The organism is Vibrio rotiferianus CAIM 577 = LMG 21460 (assembly GCF_002741985.1).
GTDB lineage: Bacteria > Pseudomonadota > Gammaproteobacteria > Enterobacterales > Vibrionaceae > Vibrio > Vibrio rotiferianus.
The window spans coordinates 94814-116148 of record NZ_APHW01000009.1 but is presented as its reverse complement, the minus strand read 5'-3'; the positions used below and the strand labels follow the sequence as shown (position 1 = coordinate 116148).

Sequence of the window (21335 nt, the reverse complement as noted above, 5' to 3'; positions counted from 1 at the left end):
TCTCGTTGCTCTCACGCAAAGTGAGAATGAATTATTTGATTAACTTGCCTCGCAAATCGCTGTGGTTGCTCTTGGTGGACGTTATGTCCAGCACCTTCGATTTGTCGATACGCCAACCCGCTTGTCTCAGCCAGTTGGCAAAATTTTTTGTCTTTTTCGCCGCAGAGGTAATAAAGCGGAACCGCTTGTTGCTGCAATGCTGGCAACAGATAAGATTGCTTCGCTAACGATGTGGCAAGCAGCATGTCTGCAACGGCCGAACCAAGATTAGCACTTCGTTTCGCAATCAATGTTTGTCTTTGCTCATGGTTTAGTGAAGAAAAGACCAACTGTTGGTACCAATCGTTCAAAACACAGGCAAGAGGCTCCGTTTGGAAACGCTTTGCCCAGCGCGAATCGTTATCGAACCGTGCCTGTTTATCTGACTCACTTTGAAGCCCGAAGTTTCCTCCTTCAGCAATGCTTCCACAAATATTGAGATCTGGAAAACATTGGTGAGCAAGGCCATGCATAGCAATGCGTCCACCCATTGAGTAACCAATCAGGATAAGCGGTTGTTGCGAAGGAAATAGTAAAGATAGTGCGGAATTGAGTAATTTGCAGCAATCATTCAGATCGCTGCAAAAAATAGATTGGCTGCGCCCATGCCCGGGTAAGTCAATCGTTACTCGGTCATACTGAGGTAAAGCGCTCAAGCACTGTTGCCAATCCTCGCCACTGCCGAGCAAACCATGCAAAAACACCAGAGTCGGCAAAGTGCTGCCTTGGTGTATTTCAGTTGCGGGAAAATGTTCAGAATAGAGCATGCAAATTCTTATTGAAGGCTCTTAAATGATCTGTCGCTTGATTTGGTGGCGTTTGTACTTCCAACACTAATGTGCCTTGCCCTGAAGCAAAATGTTCAGAAACCAAAGATTGGTATTCGGCCAGTGTTTCAGGCTTACAGTATTGCAAACCGAATTGCTTCGCAGCATGTTCAAACTGATAACCGTGCGGCATTTGATAGAACTTTTCTCGATGTGATACAGGTACTGGCAGCATATCGAAGATAGCACCACCATCATTATTGGTAATCACAATTACCGTTGGCTGCTGCGTATGCGTGAACAAAGCGAGCGAATTCGTATCATAAAGCGCAGATGTGTCGCCAATGTACATCAGCATTGGATTATTGCGATTACGCTGAACACCGCTCGCCGTTGCAAACAGACCATCGATGCCAGATGCACCGCGGTTAGTGAAGACCTCTGCGTTATCCACCTTGCCAAACATATCAACCAAGCGAACAAACAAACTGTTCCCCATAAACAGGTCGACACCTCGAGCACGTTCAGCCACATCGATGGCTAAAGCGATCTCATTAAGTTCACTCTGAGGATCAGAAGCAAATAACGCTTTCGAATTTTGGCTTACTTGCTGAATATCTTCTGACAACTTCGCTGCCCAGCCCGCATGATGAGACTCACCACAAGGCGATTGGGCAACCCAATCGGAAGGCTCTATGACCCAATGAGATTGTGGCAGATGGCTTTGGTTGTCACGTTCCAAGCGTGGCGAAATCAACCAATAAGCAACTTTAGAAGCCGAAGCCTGTTTTTCTACCCACTGATTTAAGCGCTTAGAGATAATGCGGCTACCAAACTGAACAATGAGATCACAACATTCTATTTGTTTCGCAAACTTCGAGTGCTGCAGCCATAAATCATAATATGCCCACTCAGAGCTCACCCCACTTTGTGGGTCAGATAAAACAGGCCACTCCATCTTGTCAGCAAACTGCTTGGCAGCTTGTGCTTGCTCTAAAGGTAAGCTGCCGATAATCACCAAACCTTTCTTGTCAAAGCATGCCGGATGCTCGTCGTTAGCCAGAGAGATAAAACGGCGACAATAAGTATCCGAGCTCTCCTGCCAAGATGCTACGGCATCAAGATAGCTTTGATACGTGCCCTTTTCTCCATTGGAGTACAAAGGCTCAGGAAAAGCACAGTTGATATGGACAGCACTGCCTTTCAAGCGCTGAGTAAACATCACTTCATCAACCGACGTTAGTAACCAATTGAGTGGTGTTGTTAGCGAAGGACTCGGCAAGTTCAAACTGTCACAAACGTGCTGCGAAAAAATGCCAAGCTGGTTGATGGCTTGGTTAGCGCCACAGCCCACCAGCTCCACCGGGCGATCGGCGGTAAGCACCACCAGTTTTTCACCCGTTAGCTTTGCTTCTGCAATAGCTGGCAGTAAGTTCGCCACCGCTGTACCAGACGTCACGATAACGGCCACAGGATCTTTACTTGCCTTTGCAAGCCCCAACGCCATAAATCCCAATCCACGCTCATCAAAATGGGTGTGAATGGTAAAGTTTGGGTTATCTGCAGCTTCTAGCGTTAATGGTGTTGAACGAGAGCCCGGTGCGATACAAACGTGGTTCACACCAAAGCGGTTCAATTCTGTCAGGATGGTTTCAGACCAGATGCGATTTAAAACAGCTTGATCTGCACTCATGATGCAACCCCAAGCGGTGGGTGGTCTGAAATAAGAGAAAGTAGCGTCGACATTTTTTTATCTAACTCAGCCCATTCGTGTTCTGCAATAGACCCCGGAACAATACCAGCGCCAGCAAACAATTGAACTTGGTCCCCAAGAACTAACGCACTTCGGATTGCGACACAAAACTCCGCGCGTTCGTGACTGATGTAGCCCATCGAGCCAGCATACCAACCGCGTGCAAATGGTTCATTGTCTAGAATAAATTGCATTGATTCTTTACGAGGCAAACCAGCAACAGCCGCTGTCGGTTGCAATGCAGAAAGCAATTGCACGCCGTTGATACCAGCCTTGAGCTCTGCATAAATATTACGCTTCAAGTGCTGCACTTTTCTCAGGCGAACCAAGCGAGGCTCTTGCTCCACTTCAACCACTTCCGAATGCGGAGTTAAACGGTCAATGATGTCATCAACCACATATTGGTTTTCATTGAGGTTCTTAGTGTCTTGCGACAACCAGTTTGCGAGCTCCATATCCTGAGTCGCATTGCCACCACGACCAATGGTGCCAGCCAACGCTTCGGTATGAAGTTCATGACCTACACGCGAATACAAACGTTCGGGAGTCGACCCCATAAAACTGTGTTTGCTGTCCAAGCTCAGTAGAAAGTGAAAACTGTGGTGATTATTTAAGTAGCTCGCTTTCAGAAGCTGTGCCGCAGAAAGCATGGAATCTAGATGCACTTTCGAACGACGCGCCAAAACCACCTTCTTAAAGTCATCGTTATCGATGCCAGTCAGCACTTTTTCTACCAATGCATTCCATTGAGGCTCAGTTGGCGCATGATCAATAGAACGGATATGAGCGGAAATCGGCGCAAGCGTAGGTACATCACAAACCAACTTTTGTAAGCCTGCTAATGTACGGGTTTTATCTTCTGAGATGTTTACCGCAAGCGACCATTGATCGTCAAAACGAATCAACTCGATTTGCGGAAGGAAAAAGAAGGACGGCATGCAGCGACGATTCTTCTCGTGCTGACCATCAAATGAGCGACCGCCCCATACTCGTTGGCCTTCGCCAAGGATCGTATAGGCAGGGCCGGGCTCAACAAAAGAATGGAGTTGACCTAGGGCAACAACTTCTTCACGAGTATCACGGGACTGCCAGTAAAACTTGGGAAAAAGTGGTTGTGCTTCAAGCCAGTCAATAAACGCGAAACTCGGTTTCTCGCTGAGTGGCTCGACTAAACGTGTTTGATTGCCTTCCGTTTGCTGAACTCGCTCGATAATTCTCTTTACGGCTTGATGGAACTGTGACAAATCAACCTCGAAACATGTGAGGATAGTGGTAACTGACGGCTACTCTAAGTTTAGACCTTACGCAAATCAAGGTCGTATGCGATCTTTTGCAAAATCCTGTGATACCAACCGGACAAAAGATAGCCAGCAAACGGATAATTTACAGATTTTTATTCTATTAAAAATCAAATTATTGTATTTTAATAAAGAAATTAACGATTTTTTAGGAATTAAGCAATGCAAAATATCGGGATGTCGTCAAAACTCGACAATGTCTGCTACGACATTAGGGGTCCTGTACTCAAACATGCTAAGCGCATGGAGGAAGAAGGGCATAAAATCCTAAAGCTAAACATTGGTAACCCCGCCCCTTTTGGTTTTGACGCCCCGGATGAGATTCTGGTAGACGTGATCCGCAATCTACCGACCTCTCAAGGCTACTGTGATTCCAAAGGTATCTACTCTGCGCGTAAAGCCGTGGTGCAACACTACCAACGTAAAGGCATCCGCTCCCTTGATGTTGAAGATGTTTACGTTGGTAACGGTGTGTCAGAGCTGATCGTAATGGCGATGCAAGCGCTATTGAACAATGGCGATGAAATGCTCATCCCAGCGCCGGATTACCCGTTATGGACAGCGTCGGTTGCATTGTCTGGCGGTAAACCGGTTCACTACCTATGTGACGAGGGCGCAGACTGGTACCCAGATCTAGAAGACATCAAAAAGAAAATCACACCAAAAACACGTGGCATTGTTCTGATCAACCCGAACAACCCAACAGGTGCGGTTTACAGTCGTGACTTCTTGTTGGAAGTGATTGAGATTGCACGTCAGCACAAGTTAATCATTTTTGCAGATGAAATTTACGACAAAGTGCTTTATGACGGCGCCACACACACTTCCGTTGCCACGCTAACCGAAGATGTATTGGTAATGACCTTTAATGGTCTATCAAAAGCGTACCGTGTTTGTGGTTTCCGTGGTGGCTGGATGTTCTTAACTGGCCCTAAGCACTTAGCACAAGGCTACATTAACGGTCTTGAACTGCTGTCTTCGATGCGTCTATGTGCCAACGTTCCAATGCAGCATGCGATTCAGACCGCGTTGGGTGGCTACCAAAGCATTAACGAGTTAATCCTACCGGGTGGTCGCCTACTTGAACAACGAAACCGCGCTTACGAGCTGATCAACCAGATCCCTGGTGTTTCCTGTGTGAAGCCAAAAGGTGCAATGTATCTGTTCCCGAAAATCGATACTAAGATGTACAACATTAAGAATGACCAACAGATGGTGTTAGATTTCTTGAAGCAAGAGAAAGTACTGTTGGTGCAAGGATCTGGCTTTAATTGGCCGAAACCAGACCACTTCCGCATCGTGACCTTACCACACGTGGAAGAGCTCGAGACCGCGATCGGACGCTTTGAACGATTCTTAACGACATACAGCCAGTAGTAATTACTGCTGAACTCTCATATGCTTAGAGGAGCTCCCAGTGAGCTCCTTTTTCGTATTAAATGCCAAAACCGCTGACCGAATAGTTAGTGCGTTGGCGTTCAGGAGAGAGCAATGATAGAAAGCCATTTTTTCGCCCACCTCGCACGAATGAAACTGATCCAACGTTGGCCCTTGATGCGCTCCGTATCACCAGAGAACGTCTCGGAGCACAGCTTGCAGGTTGCTTTTGTCGCCCACGCACTCGCCCTAATCAAAAACAAAAAATTCGGCGGTACTCTTAACCCTGAGCGTATTGCTATTCTCGCCATGTATCATGACTCTAGTGAGGTTTTAACTGGCGATTTGCCGACACCCGTCAAATACTACAATCCGGAAATTGCCAAAGAATATAAAAAGATAGAAGCGGCTGCCGAGCAGAAACTACTGTCGATGTTACCTGAAGAATTCCAAGATGATTTCGCACCCTATCTGCTTTCTCACTCAGCCCATGCAGAAGACGCAAAAATTGTAAAACAAGCCGATTCCATTTGTGCCTACTTAAAATGTCTTGAAGAGTTGAGTGCAGGCAATCACGAATTTGCCTTAGCAAAGAAGCGCCTCGACATTACTCTACAAGAGCGCAAGACACCTGAAATGGAGTACTTCTTACATACCTTTGCCCCAAGCTTTGAATTATCGCTGGATGAAATCAGCTAATTGATGGAGAGAAAAGTGTCGTTTGAATTAGATGCCCTATGGCAAGAACGCCATGATGATGAGCACAAAATCCGCCGTGACGATCATCGTAGCCCCTACCAGCGTGACCGAGCGCGGATCTTACACTCCGCCGCATTCCGCCGCTTGCAGGCGAAAACTCAAGTGCATGGCAACAGCTTAGAAGACTTTCACCGTACTCGCCTGACTCACTCTCTTGAAGCAGCACAATTGGGTACGGGCATTGTCGCTCAACTTAAGAAGAAACAACCTGAGTTTCGAGACCTTCTGCCGTCTGACAGCTTGATCGACTCTCTCTGTTTAGCGCACGATATTGGTCACCCACCCTATGGTCATGGTGGTGAAGTGGCGCTGAACTATATGATGCGTGAGCACGGTGGATTTGAAGGCAACGCCCAAACTTTCCGTATCGTTACCAAGCTAGAACCCTATACTGAGCACTTCGGCATGAACCTGTCGCGAAGAGCATTGCTTGGGCTAATTAAATACCCCGCTCTACTCAGCCACACGCGTGCAGTTTGCTTACCTGAACCTGTTGAGCATCAGCGCAAATTGAAAGCTAAAGACTGGAGCCCAGCAAAAGGCATTTACGATTGTGATAAAGACTTGTTTGATTGGGTCATTGCACCATTAACCGACAGCGACAAAGCGCTGTTAAGCCAAATGCGTTGTCGCCCAGAATCGGATTTTGAGCACTGTAAAACACGATTCAAATCGCTCGACTGTTCGATTATGGAGCTCGCAGACGACATCGCTTATGGCGTGCATGACTTGGAAGATGCGATCGTGCTTGGCATGGTAACTCGTCAGCAATGGCAAGAAGGTGCAGCCAGTCAATTGGCAGATTGTGGCGACCCATGGTTTGAAGCACACATAGGTTCTATCGGACAAATGCTGTTTAGTGGTAAACACCATGAACGTAAAGACGCGATTGGCGGTATGGTAAATGCGCTATTAACCAGCATTTCAATCAAGGTCGTTGATGTACCATTTAATAACTCGCTACTCGCATGGAATGCTTGTTTAGAGCCACATATGGCTAAAGCACTCGATGTACTTAAAAGCTTTGTTAGCCAGTACGTGATCCAAGTACATCAGGTACAAATTGTTGAGTATAAAGGCCAGCAAATCATCATGGATTTATTTGAAGCTCTGAGCGCTGATCCGGAGCGTTTATTGCCAAAACACACTCAAGATCTTTGGCGAACAGCAAGTAATGAGAGTGCCAAGATGCGCGTGATTGCCGACTACATCTCGGCCATGACGGATGGCCATGCACAAAAGCTGCATCGTCAATTGTTCTCTTCTATCGTTTTGTAACGCAAGGAAGCGCTACTCGCCTTTCAAATAGTTCTTTTCAAATACGCCCGGAGGCATCTGGGCGATTTGAAATTCAATCATCTTCTCAAACGCCGTCAGCAATGGCTCAAAATCTTTGTCTGGTTCTACCAAGCTCAGCGCATGGTATCCCGCTTCAACCGTCGATAAGCTGTTTTCAGATGGCGCTTTGCGAATCGTATAATGACCTTGCAGATTCTCTGGCAACTTCACCGTTGGTATAGCATGCAAGTTAGTCGATAGCTGCCACATCTTGTAGGCTTTCTTCCAGGTACCATCAAGCAAAATCAAACGTATTTTCTTAACGGAAGCACTTTCATCTGCAGATAGCGTAGAAAGGCACAACGACTGCTCAGACGGGTAAAGAATAAAGTGTTGGTAAGCATCATCTTCTAGTAAAGCATTTAAGGCATCATTATCAGAAAAGTCTTCTCCGATCAGACAAGTACAATGATTTAAGCTCAAATTGAGAATTCTTGCCGTACCAAGGGGACGATGTTCTTCACTCATATGCTGAAGGATGATAAGTTCAACCTCGTTTGCTAGCGGTACAATCCATTGGCAAATACAAGCTTTGCGCGATTTTCCACACTGAGAACAATAACGAGACATAGAGTGAACCTTTATACATTGCTGAGCATCATCAGCGTTATCTGTTTAATACTACAATTCGAACCAATGGCAAGCCTAACCGAGTGGCACGCTTACAATATACGCCACGGCGAATGGTGGCGAATCGTAACAGGAAATCTCACGCATACCAACTTTGCTCACTTAGGTATGAATCTGGCTGGTTTATGGGTGATCGGATTTATCTTCCGCCCTACCGTGCGTAATTTCACCATCGTATTTCTGGTTTTGTGTACCTTCGTTGGTGCAATGAACTTGTTCACCAATATGTCGGTTTACGTCGGGCTATCTGGTGTGCTGCACGGCTTATTCGGTTTCTGGGCTCTGGCTGAGGTTTTCGACGGCAGGAGAAGCAGTTTAGTGCTCGTAGGTGGTTTGATTGCTAAAGTCGCTTGGGAGCAGTTCTACGGTCCTTCAGCGAGTACAGCAGCCATGATTGGTGCTCGCGTAGCGGTTGATGCCCACTTGTTCGGCGCCATCGGCGGTTTGAGTATGGCATTGATTGAAAGAGGCCTGCACCGACGAGTGTTTGGTTAAGTAATCAACTGTCAGCCAAAAACAAAAAATCCCGAGTCAATAAAAGTAGGCGACTCGGGATAGCAGGAACATTATTTTCTACGTTTATAACAAGATACGCTGAAGATTCTTTTCAACCGTAGCTGACCCTATACCTTTAACATTCGACAAATCAGCCGCAGTTTTAAATGGGCCGTTCTCTTGGCGATACTCAACGATATCATTCGCTTTCTTTAACCCGATACCTTTCAGCAGCGTCGCTAACTCCTCTGCCGAAGCTGTATTTACATTAACCGTAATTTCAATACCTTCATGTTTACTGTTGCTCTCAGCTGCGACTCCATAGCTAACTGGTGCAAGCACGCATAACAGTACTGATAGAATCCACTTCATTTTCATTGCCTTCTCCTCTTTCATCTTTGGCTTAAAAGCAATCTATGGGATATAGAAAGATCAAAAAAGTGAAGAGCGACAAAAATAAAACGGGCCGCTATTGCGACCCGTTTTTTTTAACATGCGAATTACACTCGTTTTGTTTAGTTGCTCACAACGAAGTATTCGATATCCGTGTTAGCACGAAGAACAGAAACGACAGAAGCAAGATCTTGTTGCGCTGAACTACGCAGCATTTGCATTGCAACTTGCTGTTCTAATTCACCGTCAAGCTCTGCAGTTACCGCATCTAGCTCAATGATAACGATGTTACCAGAAAAGTCCTTCGATTGACCAAACACAGGTTTACCTTCAGTAGGTTTTGCCATCGCAAATACTGTGCTTGCTAACGGAGAACGGCGATCAATTGATTCCTGCTCACCAAACGCTAGTTTGTTTTCTGCTAGGATTGCGTCATCGCCAGCTTGTAGAGATTCAACAACTTTATCACCTAGAGTCAGTGCTTGTTGCTCACCTTTAACACGTGAAAGTTCAGTAACAACTTGCTCTTTTACTTGCTCTAGAGGAAGAACCGTTTCATCACGAGCATCTTCAACTCGAACAACAATGATGTGCTCAGGCGCTACTTCGATTGCTTCAGAGTTCAGGCCATCTTCTTTCACTTCAGGGCTAAGAATCGCTTGCATTACTGCTGGGTTCTTAAGAACTTCTGGCGCATCAACTTGAGAGATGAAGTCTGTTGTCTTCACTGTTTGACCAACAGCTTGTGAAGCATCGTCTAGCGAGTCTGGGTATTCAAATGCCACTTTTTCAAGTTCGCTTTGCAACTCGTAGAACTGATCCACTGCTTTTTGATCAACCATTTCTTTCTTGATCTCAGCTGCGACTTCAGTAAATGGTTTAGCAACCGAATCTTTTAGCTCTTCAAGCTTGATGATGTGGTAGCCAAAATCAGATTTCACTAAGCCCGTTGTGTCGCCAACATTCTTAAGCGCAAATGCAGCTTCTTCAAATGCTGGGTCCATAACATCACGTTCAATCCAACCTAGGTCGCCGCCGTTTTCAGCACTACCAAAGTCGTCAGACTTTTCTTCTGCTAGCTTAGCGAAGTCTGCTCCACCATTTAGCTCATCAAGAATTGCTTGCGCTTTCGCTTCATCATCACCTTCAACAAGGATGTGCGCTACGCGACGTTGCTCTTCTGAAGAGTACTTATCTAGGTGCTCGTCGTAGTATTGCTTAACGTCTGCGTCAGAAACTTGGATTTGCTTTTTCAGCTCTTCTGCAGATAGCTCGATGTAAGCAACTTTCACTTGCTCTGGGCGAGTAAAGTTATCTGGGTTTGCTTTGTAGTAATCTTGGATTTCTTCATCTGTTAGTTCTACATGCTTAGCGAAGTCATCAAGATTAATTGTGATTGTGCGAATATCACGTGTTTGTGTGAATAGCTTGCCTTCAGCTTGTACTTCACCCGGTAGCGTAAACTCACTCAGTTGAAGTGCGTTTAGAAGCTGTTCACGTACAAGTTGGCTGCGCATGTACTCAGCAAATGAATCTGGAGAGTAACCTGCGCGGCGTAATGATGCTTGGTAAACATCTTGGTCAAACTTACCATTTGATTGGAACTGAGGTAGTTCAAGAATCATGGTACGGATTTGGGCATCGCTAATACGAAGACCTAGTGATTCTGCTTGCTGATCCAGTAAAACGTCATTGATCATACGATCTAAAACAGATTTGCGGAAAGACTCAACATAAGCAGGGTCAGCTAGCATTTGAGCGAAAGAATCACCAAATTGAGCTTGCATACGGTTACGCTCGTTTTGGTAAGCCATTTCAAACTCGCCACGGCTGATTTCAGTGTTGCCTACTTTAGCTGCCGCGTTGTTGCCACCACTTGTTAGATAGCTCCCTACCCCTGCGAAAACGAAAGACAGGATGATCAATCCAAGGATAATTTTGATCGCGATGCTGTTCACGCCTTCGCGTAATCGATCCATCATAATTTAACTGCTCTCCACAATTGAAGCTAAACGCTTCCAATAGAAAAATGTAATGACGCGATAATATCAGAAAAAGAAATGCGCATCAGTAGGATGCGCATAATTTCAAAAAGTTCGGCAGAGACTTTGTAAATTTTTGTTCAAAATAAGCATTTTGAACAAAAAACACGCAAACCGCGAAAGCTCAGAAACCGAGATAAGATCGCTAGTATTAGTTACAAGCGTCTTTTAGAGCTTTACCAGCTTTGAATGAAGGAACTTTCGCTTCTGCGATTTGGATCTCTTCACCAGTCTTAGGGTTACGGCCAGTGCGAGCTGCACGAGTGCGAACGCTAAAAGTACCGAAGCCAACTAAAGCAACTTGGTCACCTGATTGCAGTGTGCCACCAACAGCTTCGATAAATGCATCTAGAGCACGGCCAGCTGACGCTTTAGAGATGTCTGCATTTTCTGCGATTTTTTCTACTAATTGAGTTTTATTCACTGTGATTTCCCCTTTGTGTCATCTGTGATTATTTTTGTGATGACTTTTCGTTCCATATAAAAATAAAGTAGCTTCAGGCCTTATTCCTAAAGGGCTGACAGCTGTCGAACTTAACTTAGTGCCAAAAAAAAACGCTGACAAGCCTTTTTGGGCCTATCAGCGTAAAGTTTTACTTATTTTTGCTGCACATCACTATTTTTTAGCTTCAAACTCAACCCCTGTAGGGTCTCGCTCTAGTGCAACTTTCAGAACTTCGTCGATCCACTGTACTGGGATAACCTGCAGATCTGCGATAACATTTTCTGGAATCTCTTCCAAATCACGCTCATTGTCTTTCGGAATCAGTACCGTTTTGATGCCACCACGGTGTGCCGCAAGTAACTTCTCTTTTAGGCCGCCGATAGGTAGAACTTCACCACGTAGTGTGATTTCACCTGTCATACCCACTTCTGCTTTTACTGGGTTACCCGTCAAGCTAGAAACTAGTGCAGTACACATTGCGATACCCGCACTTGGGCCATCTTTTGGTGTCGCACCTTCTGGTACGTGTACGTGGATGTCACGTTTTTCGTAGAAGTCTGAGTTAATACCCAGCTTTTCAGCACGTGAACGTACAACCGTCATTGCCGCTTGGATCGACTCTTTCATTACGTCGCCAAGAGAGCCGGTTTGAGTCAGCTTACCTTTACCAGGCATTGCTTCCGTTTCGATAGTCAGTAGATCGCCGCCAACTTGTGTCCAAGCTAGGCCAGTTACTTGACCGATACGGTTGCTGTCATCCGCCTTACCAAAATCATGACGTTGAACACCTAGGTATTCTTTTAGGTTGTCCATTGTCACCGTCACAGACTTCAAGCTTGTATCAAGCAGGATGTTCTTCACTGCTTTACGGCAGATCTTAGAAATCTCACGCTCTAAGCTACGTACACCCGCTTCACGCGTGTAGTAACGAATAATGCCGATGATCGCTGAATCTTCGATAGTAATTTCGTTTGGCTTCAGACCGTTACGCTTCACTTGTTTATCAACAAGGTGACGTTTGGCAATGTTTAGCTTCTCGTCTTCTGTGTAACCAGACAGGCGAATCACTTCCATACGGTCTAGTAGTGGGCCCGGAATATCCATCGAGTTCGATGTTGCCACGAACATTACGTCAGACAGATCGTAATCCACTTCTAGGTAGTGATCGTTAAACGCATTGTTTTGTTCTGGGTCTAAAACTTCTAGCAGTGCCGACGACGGGTCACCGCGCATATCTGAAGACATCTTGTCGATTTCATCCAGAAGGAATAGTGGGTTTTTCACACCAACTTTCGACATCTTCTGAATAAGCTTACCTGGCAATGAACCGATGTAAGTACGACGGTGACCGCGGATCTCTGCTTCGTCACGCACGCCACCCAGTGCCATACGTGTGTACTTACGGCCTGTAGCTGCAGCGATTGAGCGACCCAACGATGTTTTACCAACACCAGGAGGACCAACAAGACAAAGGATTGGACCTTTCAGCTTGTTGATTCGGTTTTGTACCGCTAAGTACTCCAGAATACGTTCTTTCACACGCTCTAGACCGTAGTGGTCTTCGTTTAGAATTTCTTCTGCTTTCGCTAGGTTCTTCTTCACTTTAGAACGCTTGTTCCAAGGCACGCTTACCATCCAGTCGATGTAGCTACGTACCACTGTCGCTTCTGCAGACATTGGAGACATCATTTTAAGCTTTTGCAGCTCTTGTTCTGTCTTCTCACGTGCGTCCTGAGGCATTTTCGATTCTTCAATCTTTTGCTTCAGTGTTTCAAACTCATCAGGCGCATCTTCCATCTCGCCAAGTTCTTTCTGAATCGCTTTCATTTGCTCATTCAGGTAGTACTCACGCTGAGATTTCTCCATCTGTTTCTTAACGCGACCACGGATTCGCTTTTCGACCTGAAGCAGATCGATTTCAGATTCCATTTGCCCCATCAAGAACTCTAGACGTTCCGTGATATCAACAATTTCAAGAACTTGTTGTTTATCTACCAGCTTAAGTGGCATATGCGCAGCGATAGTGTCGGCTAAACGCGCCGCTTCATCAATGCCACTCAGTGAAGTAAGAACTTCTGGTGGAATCTTCTTGTTCAGTTTGATGAAACCTTCAAACTGGTTGATCGCACTACGAACAATGACTTCTTGTTCACGCTCATCCAATTCAGGAGTCACGATAAACTCAGCTTCAGCCAAGAAGAAGTCGCTTTCTTTAAAATGGTTGATTTTGGCACGCTGTTGGCCTTCAACTAGCACTTTTACTGTGCCATCAGGCAATTTTAGAAGTTGAAGAATCGTCGCAACTGTACCGACCTCAAAAAGGTCATCAACGGATGGCTCATCAGTGTCTGCTTGCTTTTGCGCCACAAGCAGCACTTGTTTGTTCGTTTCCATCGCTGTTTCTAGACAGCTAATTGATTTCTCACGACCAACAAACAAAGGGATAACCATGTGTGGGTAGACCACTACGTCACGTAGAGGTAATACCGGGATCTCGATACGCTCGGAACGTTCCAAGTTCATATAATTCTCTCTTCCGCTTTCACGTTTAACGTATTACTTAAGGCAGTATATGGGGGCTAATTGTTTGGATTCAATAAGAGAAATAAAAAAAGGAGGTAATTACTTACCTCCTTTTTATTCATGGCTGAATTTATTCTGCTCCAGCAGCCTGGTTGTCGGCATTGCTGTAAATAAGCAGTGGTTCTGATTCACCGTTAATGACTGATTCATCAATCACGACTTTACTTACGTCTGTCGCTGATGGCAGTTCGTACATGGTTTCTAGCAGAACGCCTTCTAGAATTGAGCGCAGACCGCGAGCACCAGTCTTACGCTCCATTGCTTTCTTAGCGATAGCACGTAGCGCATCTTCACGGAACTCAAGTTCAGCGTCTTCTAGCTCAAACAATGCTGCGTATTGCTTAGTCAAAGCGTTCTTCGGTTCACAAAGGATCTGAATTAACGCTTCTTCATCAAGCTCTGTCAGTGTTGTTGTTACCGGCAGACGACCAATGAACTCAGGAATCAGGCCGTATTTCACTAGATCTTCAGGCTCTACCTGCATAAATAGTTCACCGACCGTTTTGGTTTCGTTTTTAGAACGCACTTCTGCGCCAAAACCAATACCTGTGCCTGTCGCTACACGCTGTTCAATCACTTTATCTAAGCCAGCAAATGCACCACCACAGATGAACAGGATCTTAGACGTGTCCACTTGTAGGAATTCTTGCTGCGGATGCTTACGGCCACCTTGTGGTGGAACCGATGCAACCGTACCTTCGATAAGTTTTAGTAGCGCCTGCTGAACACCTTCACCAGATACGTCACGCGTAATTGATGGGTTTTCAGCTTTACGAGAAATCTTGTCAATTTCGTCAATGTATACAATGCCGCGTTCAGCCTTAGCTACATCGTAATCACATTTTTGCAGAAGCTTCTGGATGATGTTTTCAACGTCTTCACCTACATAACCCGCTTCGGTTAATGTGGTTGCGTCAGCCATTGTAAATGGCACATCCAAGAATCGAGCTAGCGTCTCAGCAAGCAGTGTTTTACCACTACCCGTTGGGCCAATTAGAAGGATGTTACTCTTACCAAGTTCCACACCTTCGCTCGTTGTATCACCATTGCGTAAACGCTTGTAGTGGTTATATACCGCAACTGCGAGCACTTTTTTCGCGTAATCTTGTCCGATCACATAGTCATCAAGATGTTCACGGATCTGTTTTGGCGTTGGTAACGCTTCAGATTCTTTCTTAGGGAGAACATCTTTAATTTCTTCGCGAATGATATCGTTACATAAGTCGACACACTCGTCGCAAATGTAAACTGACGGACCTGCGATTAGCTTGCGAACTTCGTGCTGACTTTTGCCACAGAAAGAGCAGTACAGCAATTTGCCGCTACCACTTTCTTTGCTTTTATCTGTCATTCGCTAACCTCTTAGCCTTTACTCTTTATGAATGAGTGTATATCAAATTTAGCCAAAATGCGCTGGCTAAATTACTCGCCGCGGTGGCTCAACACTGCATCCACAATACCGTATTCTACTGCCTGATCTGCCGACATGAAGTTGTCACGATCGGTATCGCGTTCAATCACTTCAAGAGGCTGGCCAGTATGTTCTGCTAATAGGTTGTTTAGCTTCTGCTTGATGGTCAGGATTTCCTGAGCATGAATTTGAATATCAGAAGCCTGACCTTGGAAGCCACCTAATGGTTGGTGGATCATCACTCGTGAATTAGGCAGAACGTAACGCTTACCTGGCGCACCACCTGCAAGCAGGAACGCACCCATAGAGCAAGCTTGACCCATACATACAGTACTTACATTTGGTTTGATGAACTGCATAGTGTCGTAGATAGACATACCTGCAGTTACGCTGCCGCCTGGAGAGTTGATGTATAGGAAAATGTCTTTATCTGGATTTTCAGATTCTAGGAAAAGTAGTTGAGCCACGACAAGGTTTGCCATGTGGTCTTCCACTTGACCTGTTAGAAAAATCACACGCTCTTTCAATAGGCGTGAGTAGATGTCGTAAGAACGTTCGCCGCGGGAAGTTTGTTCAACCACCATTGGCACTAGCGCGTCAATAATTGGCGACATTGCATTTTTTTCTTGGTAGCTCATATTCTTATGTCCCTAAAATAAATGGCCCGGATGATGAGTATCACACGGACCATTGTTAGCAGAATAGTCGACGTTAAGTCAACCTTCTACGCAAGATATTGCTTATTAAGCAGCAGGTTGTTGGTTAAGTAGCTCGTTGAAGCTTACTTCTTTCTCAGTAACCTGTGCTTTAGCGATGATCGCGTCGATAGCTTGCTCTTCTAGAGCAACGTTACGCATGTTGTTCATCATTTGCTCGTTTTGCTCGTAGTAAGCAACAACTTCTGATGGATCTTCGTATGCTGTAGCCATTTCTTCGATTAGCGCTTTAACTTTCTCGTCGTCAGCTTTTAGTTCTTCAGACTTGATTACTTCACCTAGTAGAAGACCTACAACTACGCGACGTTTAGCTTGCTCTTCGAACAGTTCACGTGGAAGCTGTGCAGCTGCTTCTGGGTTACCACCGAAGCGTTGTGCAGCTTGTTGACGTAGAACTTGGATTTCTTGTTCGATAAGTGCCGCTGGTACGTCGATGTCGTTTTGTGCAACTAGACCGTCGATAGCTTGCTCTTTGATGCGAGTCTTAATAGCTTGCTTAAGCTCACGCTCCATGTTCTTACGAACTTCAGCTTTAAGTGCTTCAACGCCACCTTCAGCAACACCAAACTTAGAAACGAACTCGTCGTTTAGTTCTGGTAGTTCACGAGCTTCAACTTTGTTCACTTTGATAGCGAACTTAGCTGCTTTACCTTTTAGGTTTTCAGCGTGGTAATCTTCTGGGAAGTTTACGTCGATTTCGAATTCCATACCTTTAGTTTTACCTTCGATACCGTCTTCGAAACCTGGGATCATGCGACCTGCGCCCATTTCTAGTGGGAAGTTTTCAGCTTTACCGCCTTCAAACTCTTCACCGTCGATAGAGCCAACGAAGTCGATGCTTACGCGCTTACCAGCTTCTGCAGCTTCTTCAACTTCAGCCCAAGTAGCTTGTTGCTTACGTAGAGTTTCGATCATCTCTTCTACGTCTGCATCGTTAACTTCAGTTGTTGGTTTTTCAACTGTGATGCTTTCTAGGCCTTTTAGCTCAACTTCTGGGTAAACTTCGAAAGTTGCAGTAAATACTAGGTCTGCGCCTTCGTTGTTTTCAACTGGAGCGAACGTTGGTGCGCCAGCTGGGTTGATTTTCTCTTTTACGATCGCTTCGATGAAGTGACGTTGCATAACTTCACCAAGAACGTCTTGACGTACTGCTTTGCCGTACATCTTAGCAACCATTTTTAGAGGCACTTTACCCTTACGGAAACCATCGAAACGACGGTTTTTAGCGATGTTGCGTAGTTCAGCTGTAACAGCGTCTTCGATGTTTGCAGCTGGAACAGTAATGTTAAGACGGCGCTCTAGGCCTTCTAGCGTTTCAACAGTAACTTGCATTATATATAAACCTCTAAAGTGGCTCGGTGTTTCCGAGCGTATGAGCGAACTCTCTGGAGTTAACGCTTCATCCTTGTGTAGTGCTCTATCCGAACACTTAATTTAAAATCGAGTATCGACACTGAATTTCAGTGCCGGACTAATCAGTGATATCTTCAACAAACCTGCTAAAGGTATCTCCTATTAGCCTCAGGACAGAATTTTAGACGCGACATTCTAGCGATCTGTTGTAACCCTGTCGAGCCAATCGCCACTATCTGCGCATTGTCTGTGCTAAATTCTCAAACGCCGACCTCATTTTCACTCAATCGGGCTCTAATCTAACGCCTATATGCGCTAGCCATATCTAGAATGGGGACAATAGCGACTTTTTCAAGAGAATCGACTGGTTTTTTTATCGAAAAGCCTAAAAAGAGATCTTGCTCTTGTTTTACTCCACAGAGTTGGAAACTATTTCGCCATTCGTTCAAACAAACCATTAACATTTCTTTACATGGACTTATGAAGAATTGGGAGCATGAAAGGATGTCACAGCGTCGCCGTATTTTGCTGTTTTTTTTCACCTCATATTTCTTCTGCGCACTACTTGGCGGCAGGTGGGTTTGGCAGCACAGTTATCAAGACCTACTCGACGAACACCAATCACAACTCGAACGCTTTTCTAGTCATATTCAGAACAAGCTCGATAAATACGCGCATATCCCTCATTTGTTAGCAAAAGACGCCCCCCTGATTGACGCACTGCTCACCCCAAACAATAGCGCTCAGCTTGAAATCACTAATCGATACCTTGAATCCGTAAATGAGGTTATCGAAGCCGCTGATACCTATTTAATTGACCAGTATGGCACGACCATTGCCGCGAGTAACTGGCGCAAACCGCGATCATTCGTCGGCCGAAATTTTGCCTTTCGTCCTTATTTCAAACAAGCCATCGTCGGCAGTAATAGTCAGTATTATGCACTTGGTTCAACCTCGGGTAAGCGGGGTTATTACTACTCCTACCCCATTGTCTATGCAGGCGGTGCTATTGGTGTAGTGGTGGTAAAAATGGATCTAAGTAAAATAGAAGACATCTGGCAACAAGCGACAAGCGTATTTGTTGCAAGTGATCCTGCCGGGATTATTTTTATGAGTAGCCGCGCTGATTGGTTATTTAAAAGCCTAAAACCGCTCAGTGAATCGCAGAAAGCACAGGTTTGGGCAAGCAAACAGTATTTAGATACCGAAATAGTCAGCCTTGATTTAGTCGGTAACTTAGAAGAGCAACATACTGAAGCAAAACAGGGTTATCCGTACAATAAAGGAACTTTGGTTATTTCCTCTATGCCATTGCCTCAGTTGGGGCTAACAATCCGAGTGATTTCTCCGCGTCATTCTGTGTTATGGACAACAATGAGCTATCTGCTCGTGCTCACGCTGTCCTTTACGATCTTGTTCCTCATCGGACAGCTTATCTACCACCGCCAACAACGCCACATCCAACTAGAACGAGTGCAGCAAGAGGCCAATCAAAAGCTGGAGTTTCAAGTCATGGCACGAACCGCTGAGCTTCAAGCCGAAATTGCCCAACGAGCAGAAACAGAGCAAGTATTACGCCTCACACAAGATGAGCTAATACAGGCCGCTAAACTGGCAGTATTAGGGCAAATGTCAGCAAGCATTAGCCATGAACTAAACAACCCTCTCGCGGCAATTCGTAGCTTTGCTGAGAACGGTAAACTCTTTCTACAAAAAGAGAAATTTGATCGCGTTGAAGACAACCTGACACGCATTTCTGCACTCACCGACAGAATGGCCAATATTAGTCAACAATTACGCTCCTTCGCGAAGAAAACCAGTGGTAATGAACTGATTCGTGTTCACCTTTTACCTGTTGTGGCCTCAGTCAAAGAGTTAATGAAACCTGCATTCAAATCGGCTCGCGTAACGTTAGAAACAAATTTGATAGAACAAGATGTTGAAGTGCAGATTAATCCCATTCAGCTCGAACAAGTGCTGGTGAACTTACTTACTAACGCGTTAGAGGCCCTTAAAGAAAAAAAAGACAAACAGGTTGTGCTATCCGTTGAGCAAGACAAAGAGTCCCAGTTCGTATGGATTCATGTTGACGACAATGGCGCTGGACTCGGTGAGTTCACACTTTCAGAACTGTGTGAACCATTCTTAACCACCAAACAAAATGGCTTAGGTTTGGGGCTTTCTATTTCACAGCAAATTTTAGCCAGCATGAACGGCAAGTTAAGTGCACAGAATCGAGAACAAGGTGGTGCTCGATTCTCTCTTTGCCTACCAATGACATCAACCAGTGCCAAACTTTCAGAAGGATGAGACCATGTGCCAGGTGTTTTTTATTGATGATGAAGCAGACCTCAGACTTGCAATCGAGCAAACTTTTGAACTAGCCGAAATCGATGCTTGCTTCTTTCCTGACGCTGAATCGGCCCTAATTGCCATGCAACAAGGTGAAAAGGCCGGTGTTGTAATCACAGATATCTGTTTGCCAGGCATTTCTGGTATGGATTTGTTGACCACACTTAGTCAACGCGATGAGGATTTGCCTGTCATCATGATCACTGGCCATGGTGATATTTCTATGGCCGTTCAAGCCCTTCATCAAGGTGCTTATGACTTTATTGAAAAACCTTTCGCACCTGAGCATTTGCTTGAAACCGTTAAACGCGCCATTGAAAAACGTCAACTAACCAATGAAAACCATAAGTTACGCCAGTCACTCAAAGCCAGTAAAACACTCGGACCAAGAATCATCGGGGAAACTCCAAGTATTCAAATGCTACGCGAAACCATTAGCCACATCGCTGATACGAATGCAGACATCTTGTTGTTTGGTGAAACCGGAACAGGTAAAGAATTGATCGCCCGCTCTCTGCATGAACAGAGCTCCCGCCGCAATCATAACTTCGTCGCGGTAAACTGCGGTGCGGTGCCTGAAAACCTGATTGAGAGCGAGTTGTACGGTCATGAAAAAGGTGCCTTCACAGGAGCAGAAAGTCGCCGTATCGGTAAGTTTGAGTTTGCTCAGGGCGGAACTCTATTTTTAGATGAAATTGAATCGATGCCAATTCAGGCACAAATACGTTTACTCCGAGTGCTTCAAGAAAGAGTGATTGAACGTGTTGGTTCTAACGAGCTTCTGCCACTGGACATTCGGGTTATTGCTGCGACGAAGGTCGACTTAAAGCAGGCTGCCGAAGAAGGTACATTTAGACAAGACCTCTATTATCGCCTTAATGTTGTCACCCTCGATTTGCCGCCAATGCGGGAACGTAAAGAAGACATCCCTGCTCTGTTCCACCACTTCTTATTGGTCGCCGCATCACGTTACGGAAAAACCTCACCCAGTCTATCTCCCCAAGATTTGGCCCAGTTGATCGCACACGACTGGCCGGGCAATGTGCGTGAATTACGTAATGCGGCAGAACGATTTGTTTTGCTAGGCAAACTCTCTCAATTAAGCGAAGCACCATCCGCCCCCCCCAACCATTTCAAGCCTATCTGAGCAAGTTGCTGAGTTCGAGAAGGCCGCAATAGAGAACGCATTGCTGGAAAATAGCGGTAGCATTAAGCAAACCATGGAACAATTGAATGTGCCTCGAAAAACTCTGTACGACAAGATGCAACGTTATCAGATAGATAAAGACATATATAAAGAAAATGGCAGTTGAGCTTTCTTCAGTCACCTAAATTGAACCATACTTTTTAGACGAACAAGCAATCATGGTTTCTTTGAGTATGAGTGAAAAAATCAGAGTACCGTTCATCAGTGACACCGTCATAATTGATGGCCACTATCAAGAGGAGAGGCGTTCAGGAGAAGAACGCCGTAAAAGTAATAAGAAGTGGAATGGATATGAACGAAGAGTCAACCCAGATCCTCGCTCATCGATCCACAAATCAATAGATGAAGAGGTTTAGTTCACCTCCTCATCTGTAGTT

The 21335-nt window shown here is 45.3% G+C and carries 17 protein-coding genes and 1 pseudogene; 7 read left to right on the top strand and 11 right to left on the bottom strand.

The annotated features are described in order from the left end of the window. Positions 1 to 11: 11 nt before the first annotated feature. From menH to B853_RS04495, 3 genes are read right to left on the bottom strand one after another with little or no spacing between them, the layout of a single operon-like run. Positions 12 to 806 carry a 2-succinyl-6-hydroxy-2,4-cyclohexadiene-1-carboxylate synthase gene (gene menH, locus B853_RS04505; RefSeq protein ID WP_038887946.1) on the bottom strand — a complete coding sequence of 265 codons (795 nt, stop codon included), beginning with the start codon at positions 804 to 806 and terminating at the stop codon, positions 12 to 14. Next, positions 793 to 2499, bottom strand: a complete 1707-nt coding sequence (gene menD / locus B853_RS04500; protein WP_038887948.1) for a 2-succinyl-5-enolpyruvyl-6-hydroxy-3-cyclohexene-1-carboxylic-acid synthase — start codon at positions 2497 to 2499, stop codon at positions 793 to 795. The genes menH and menD overlap by 14 nt, the downstream gene beginning before the upstream one ends. Then, positions 2496 to 3803, bottom strand: a complete 1308-nt coding sequence (locus B853_RS04495) for an isochorismate synthase (RefSeq protein WP_010447023.1) — start codon at positions 3801 to 3803, stop codon at positions 2496 to 2498. The genes menD and B853_RS04495 overlap by 4 nt, the downstream gene beginning before the upstream one ends. Before the next feature lie 216 nt (positions 3804 to 4019). On the opposite strand from B853_RS04495, the gene B853_RS04490 reads away from it, so the two are divergent. From B853_RS04490 to B853_RS04480, 3 genes are all read left to right on the top strand, one after another. Beyond that, on the top strand, positions 4020 to 5234 hold the full coding sequence (locus tag B853_RS04490) for a pyridoxal phosphate-dependent aminotransferase (RefSeq protein ID WP_010447021.1): 1215 nt from the start codon (positions 4020 to 4022) through the stop codon (positions 5232 to 5234). A gap of 114 nt (positions 5235 to 5348) precedes the next feature. Next, positions 5349 to 5933: a 5'-deoxynucleotidase gene (gene yfbR / locus B853_RS04485; RefSeq protein WP_010447019.1), complete on the top strand. Its 585-nt coding sequence runs from the start codon at positions 5349 to 5351 to the stop codon at positions 5931 to 5933. Positions 5934 to 5936: 3 nt separating this feature from the next. Beyond that, positions 5937 to 7271 (top strand): anti-phage deoxyguanosine triphosphatase, encoded by a 1335-nt coding sequence (locus B853_RS04480; RefSeq protein ID WP_050569018.1) that lies wholly within the window; start codon positions 5937 to 5939, stop codon positions 7269 to 7271. Between the two features lie 12 nt (positions 7272 to 7283). Here the strand turns inward: B853_RS04480 and B853_RS04475 are convergent, their stop codons facing one another. After that, positions 7284 to 7901: a tRNA-uridine aminocarboxypropyltransferase gene (locus B853_RS04475; protein WP_010447014.1), complete on the bottom strand. Its 618-nt coding sequence runs from the start codon at positions 7899 to 7901 to the stop codon at positions 7284 to 7286. Positions 7902 to 7904: 3 nt separating this feature from the next. Here B853_RS04475 and rrtA point away from each other — a divergent pair, with 3 nt between their 5' ends. Next, the gene (gene rrtA / locus B853_RS04470) at positions 7905 to 8456 is read left to right on the top strand and encodes a rhombosortase (protein ID WP_038887521.1); all 552 of its coding nucleotides are present in this window, start codon (positions 7905 to 7907) and stop codon (positions 8454 to 8456) included. 84 nt (positions 8457 to 8540) lie between these two features. Here rrtA and B853_RS04465 read toward each other — a convergent pair whose 3' ends face one another. The 7 genes from B853_RS04465 to tig form a co-directional block, all read right to left on the bottom strand. Further along, positions 8541 to 8828 (bottom strand): ComEA family DNA-binding protein, encoded by a 288-nt coding sequence (locus B853_RS04465; RefSeq protein WP_171052001.1) that lies wholly within the window; start codon positions 8826 to 8828, stop codon positions 8541 to 8543. A 143-nt stretch (positions 8829 to 8971) separates the two neighbouring features. Then, positions 8972 to 10831: a peptidylprolyl isomerase gene (ppiD, locus tag B853_RS04460; protein ID WP_038887524.1), complete on the bottom strand. Its 1860-nt coding sequence runs from the start codon at positions 10829 to 10831 to the stop codon at positions 8972 to 8974. Positions 10832 to 11042: 211 nt separating this feature from the next. Further along, complete coding sequence (locus B853_RS04455) at positions 11043 to 11315, bottom strand: HU family DNA-binding protein (protein ID WP_010447007.1); 273 nt, start codon at positions 11313 to 11315, stop codon at positions 11043 to 11045. Between the two features lie 192 nt (positions 11316 to 11507). After that, entirely contained in the window at positions 11508 to 13859 is a 2352-nt protein-coding gene (gene lon / locus B853_RS04450; RefSeq protein ID WP_010447004.1) for an endopeptidase La, read from the bottom strand. Between the two features lie 130 nt (positions 13860 to 13989). Next, positions 13990 to 15270, bottom strand: coding sequence for an ATP-dependent protease ATP-binding subunit ClpX (clpX, locus tag B853_RS04445; protein ID WP_010447003.1), 1281 nt, complete (start codon positions 15268 to 15270; stop codon positions 13990 to 13992). A 71-nt stretch (positions 15271 to 15341) separates the two neighbouring features. Beyond that, positions 15342 to 15968, bottom strand: a complete 627-nt coding sequence (gene clpP, locus B853_RS04440) for an ATP-dependent Clp endopeptidase proteolytic subunit ClpP (RefSeq protein WP_005430931.1) — start codon at positions 15966 to 15968, stop codon at positions 15342 to 15344. 105 nt (positions 15969 to 16073) lie between these two features. Next, complete coding sequence (tig, locus tag B853_RS04435) at positions 16074 to 17378, bottom strand: trigger factor (RefSeq protein ID WP_010446997.1); 1305 nt, start codon at positions 17376 to 17378, stop codon at positions 16074 to 16076. 525 nt (positions 17379 to 17903) lie between these two features. Here tig and B853_RS04430 point away from each other — a divergent pair. From B853_RS04430 to B853_RS26330, 3 genes and pseudogenes are all read left to right on the top strand, one after another. Then, entirely contained in the window at positions 17904 to 19709 is a 1806-nt protein-coding gene (locus B853_RS04430) for a sensor histidine kinase (RefSeq protein WP_038887525.1), read from the top strand. 4 nt (positions 19710 to 19713) lie between these two features. After that, positions 19714 to 21064 (top strand): annotated as a pseudogene (locus B853_RS04425) (sigma-54-dependent transcriptional regulator). A 67-nt stretch (positions 21065 to 21131) separates the two neighbouring features. Then, the gene (locus tag B853_RS26330; RefSeq protein WP_081641268.1) at positions 21132 to 21314 is read left to right on the top strand and encodes a hypothetical protein; all 183 of its coding nucleotides are present in this window, start codon (positions 21132 to 21134) and stop codon (positions 21312 to 21314) included. Positions 21315 to 21335 lie beyond the last annotated feature (21 nt).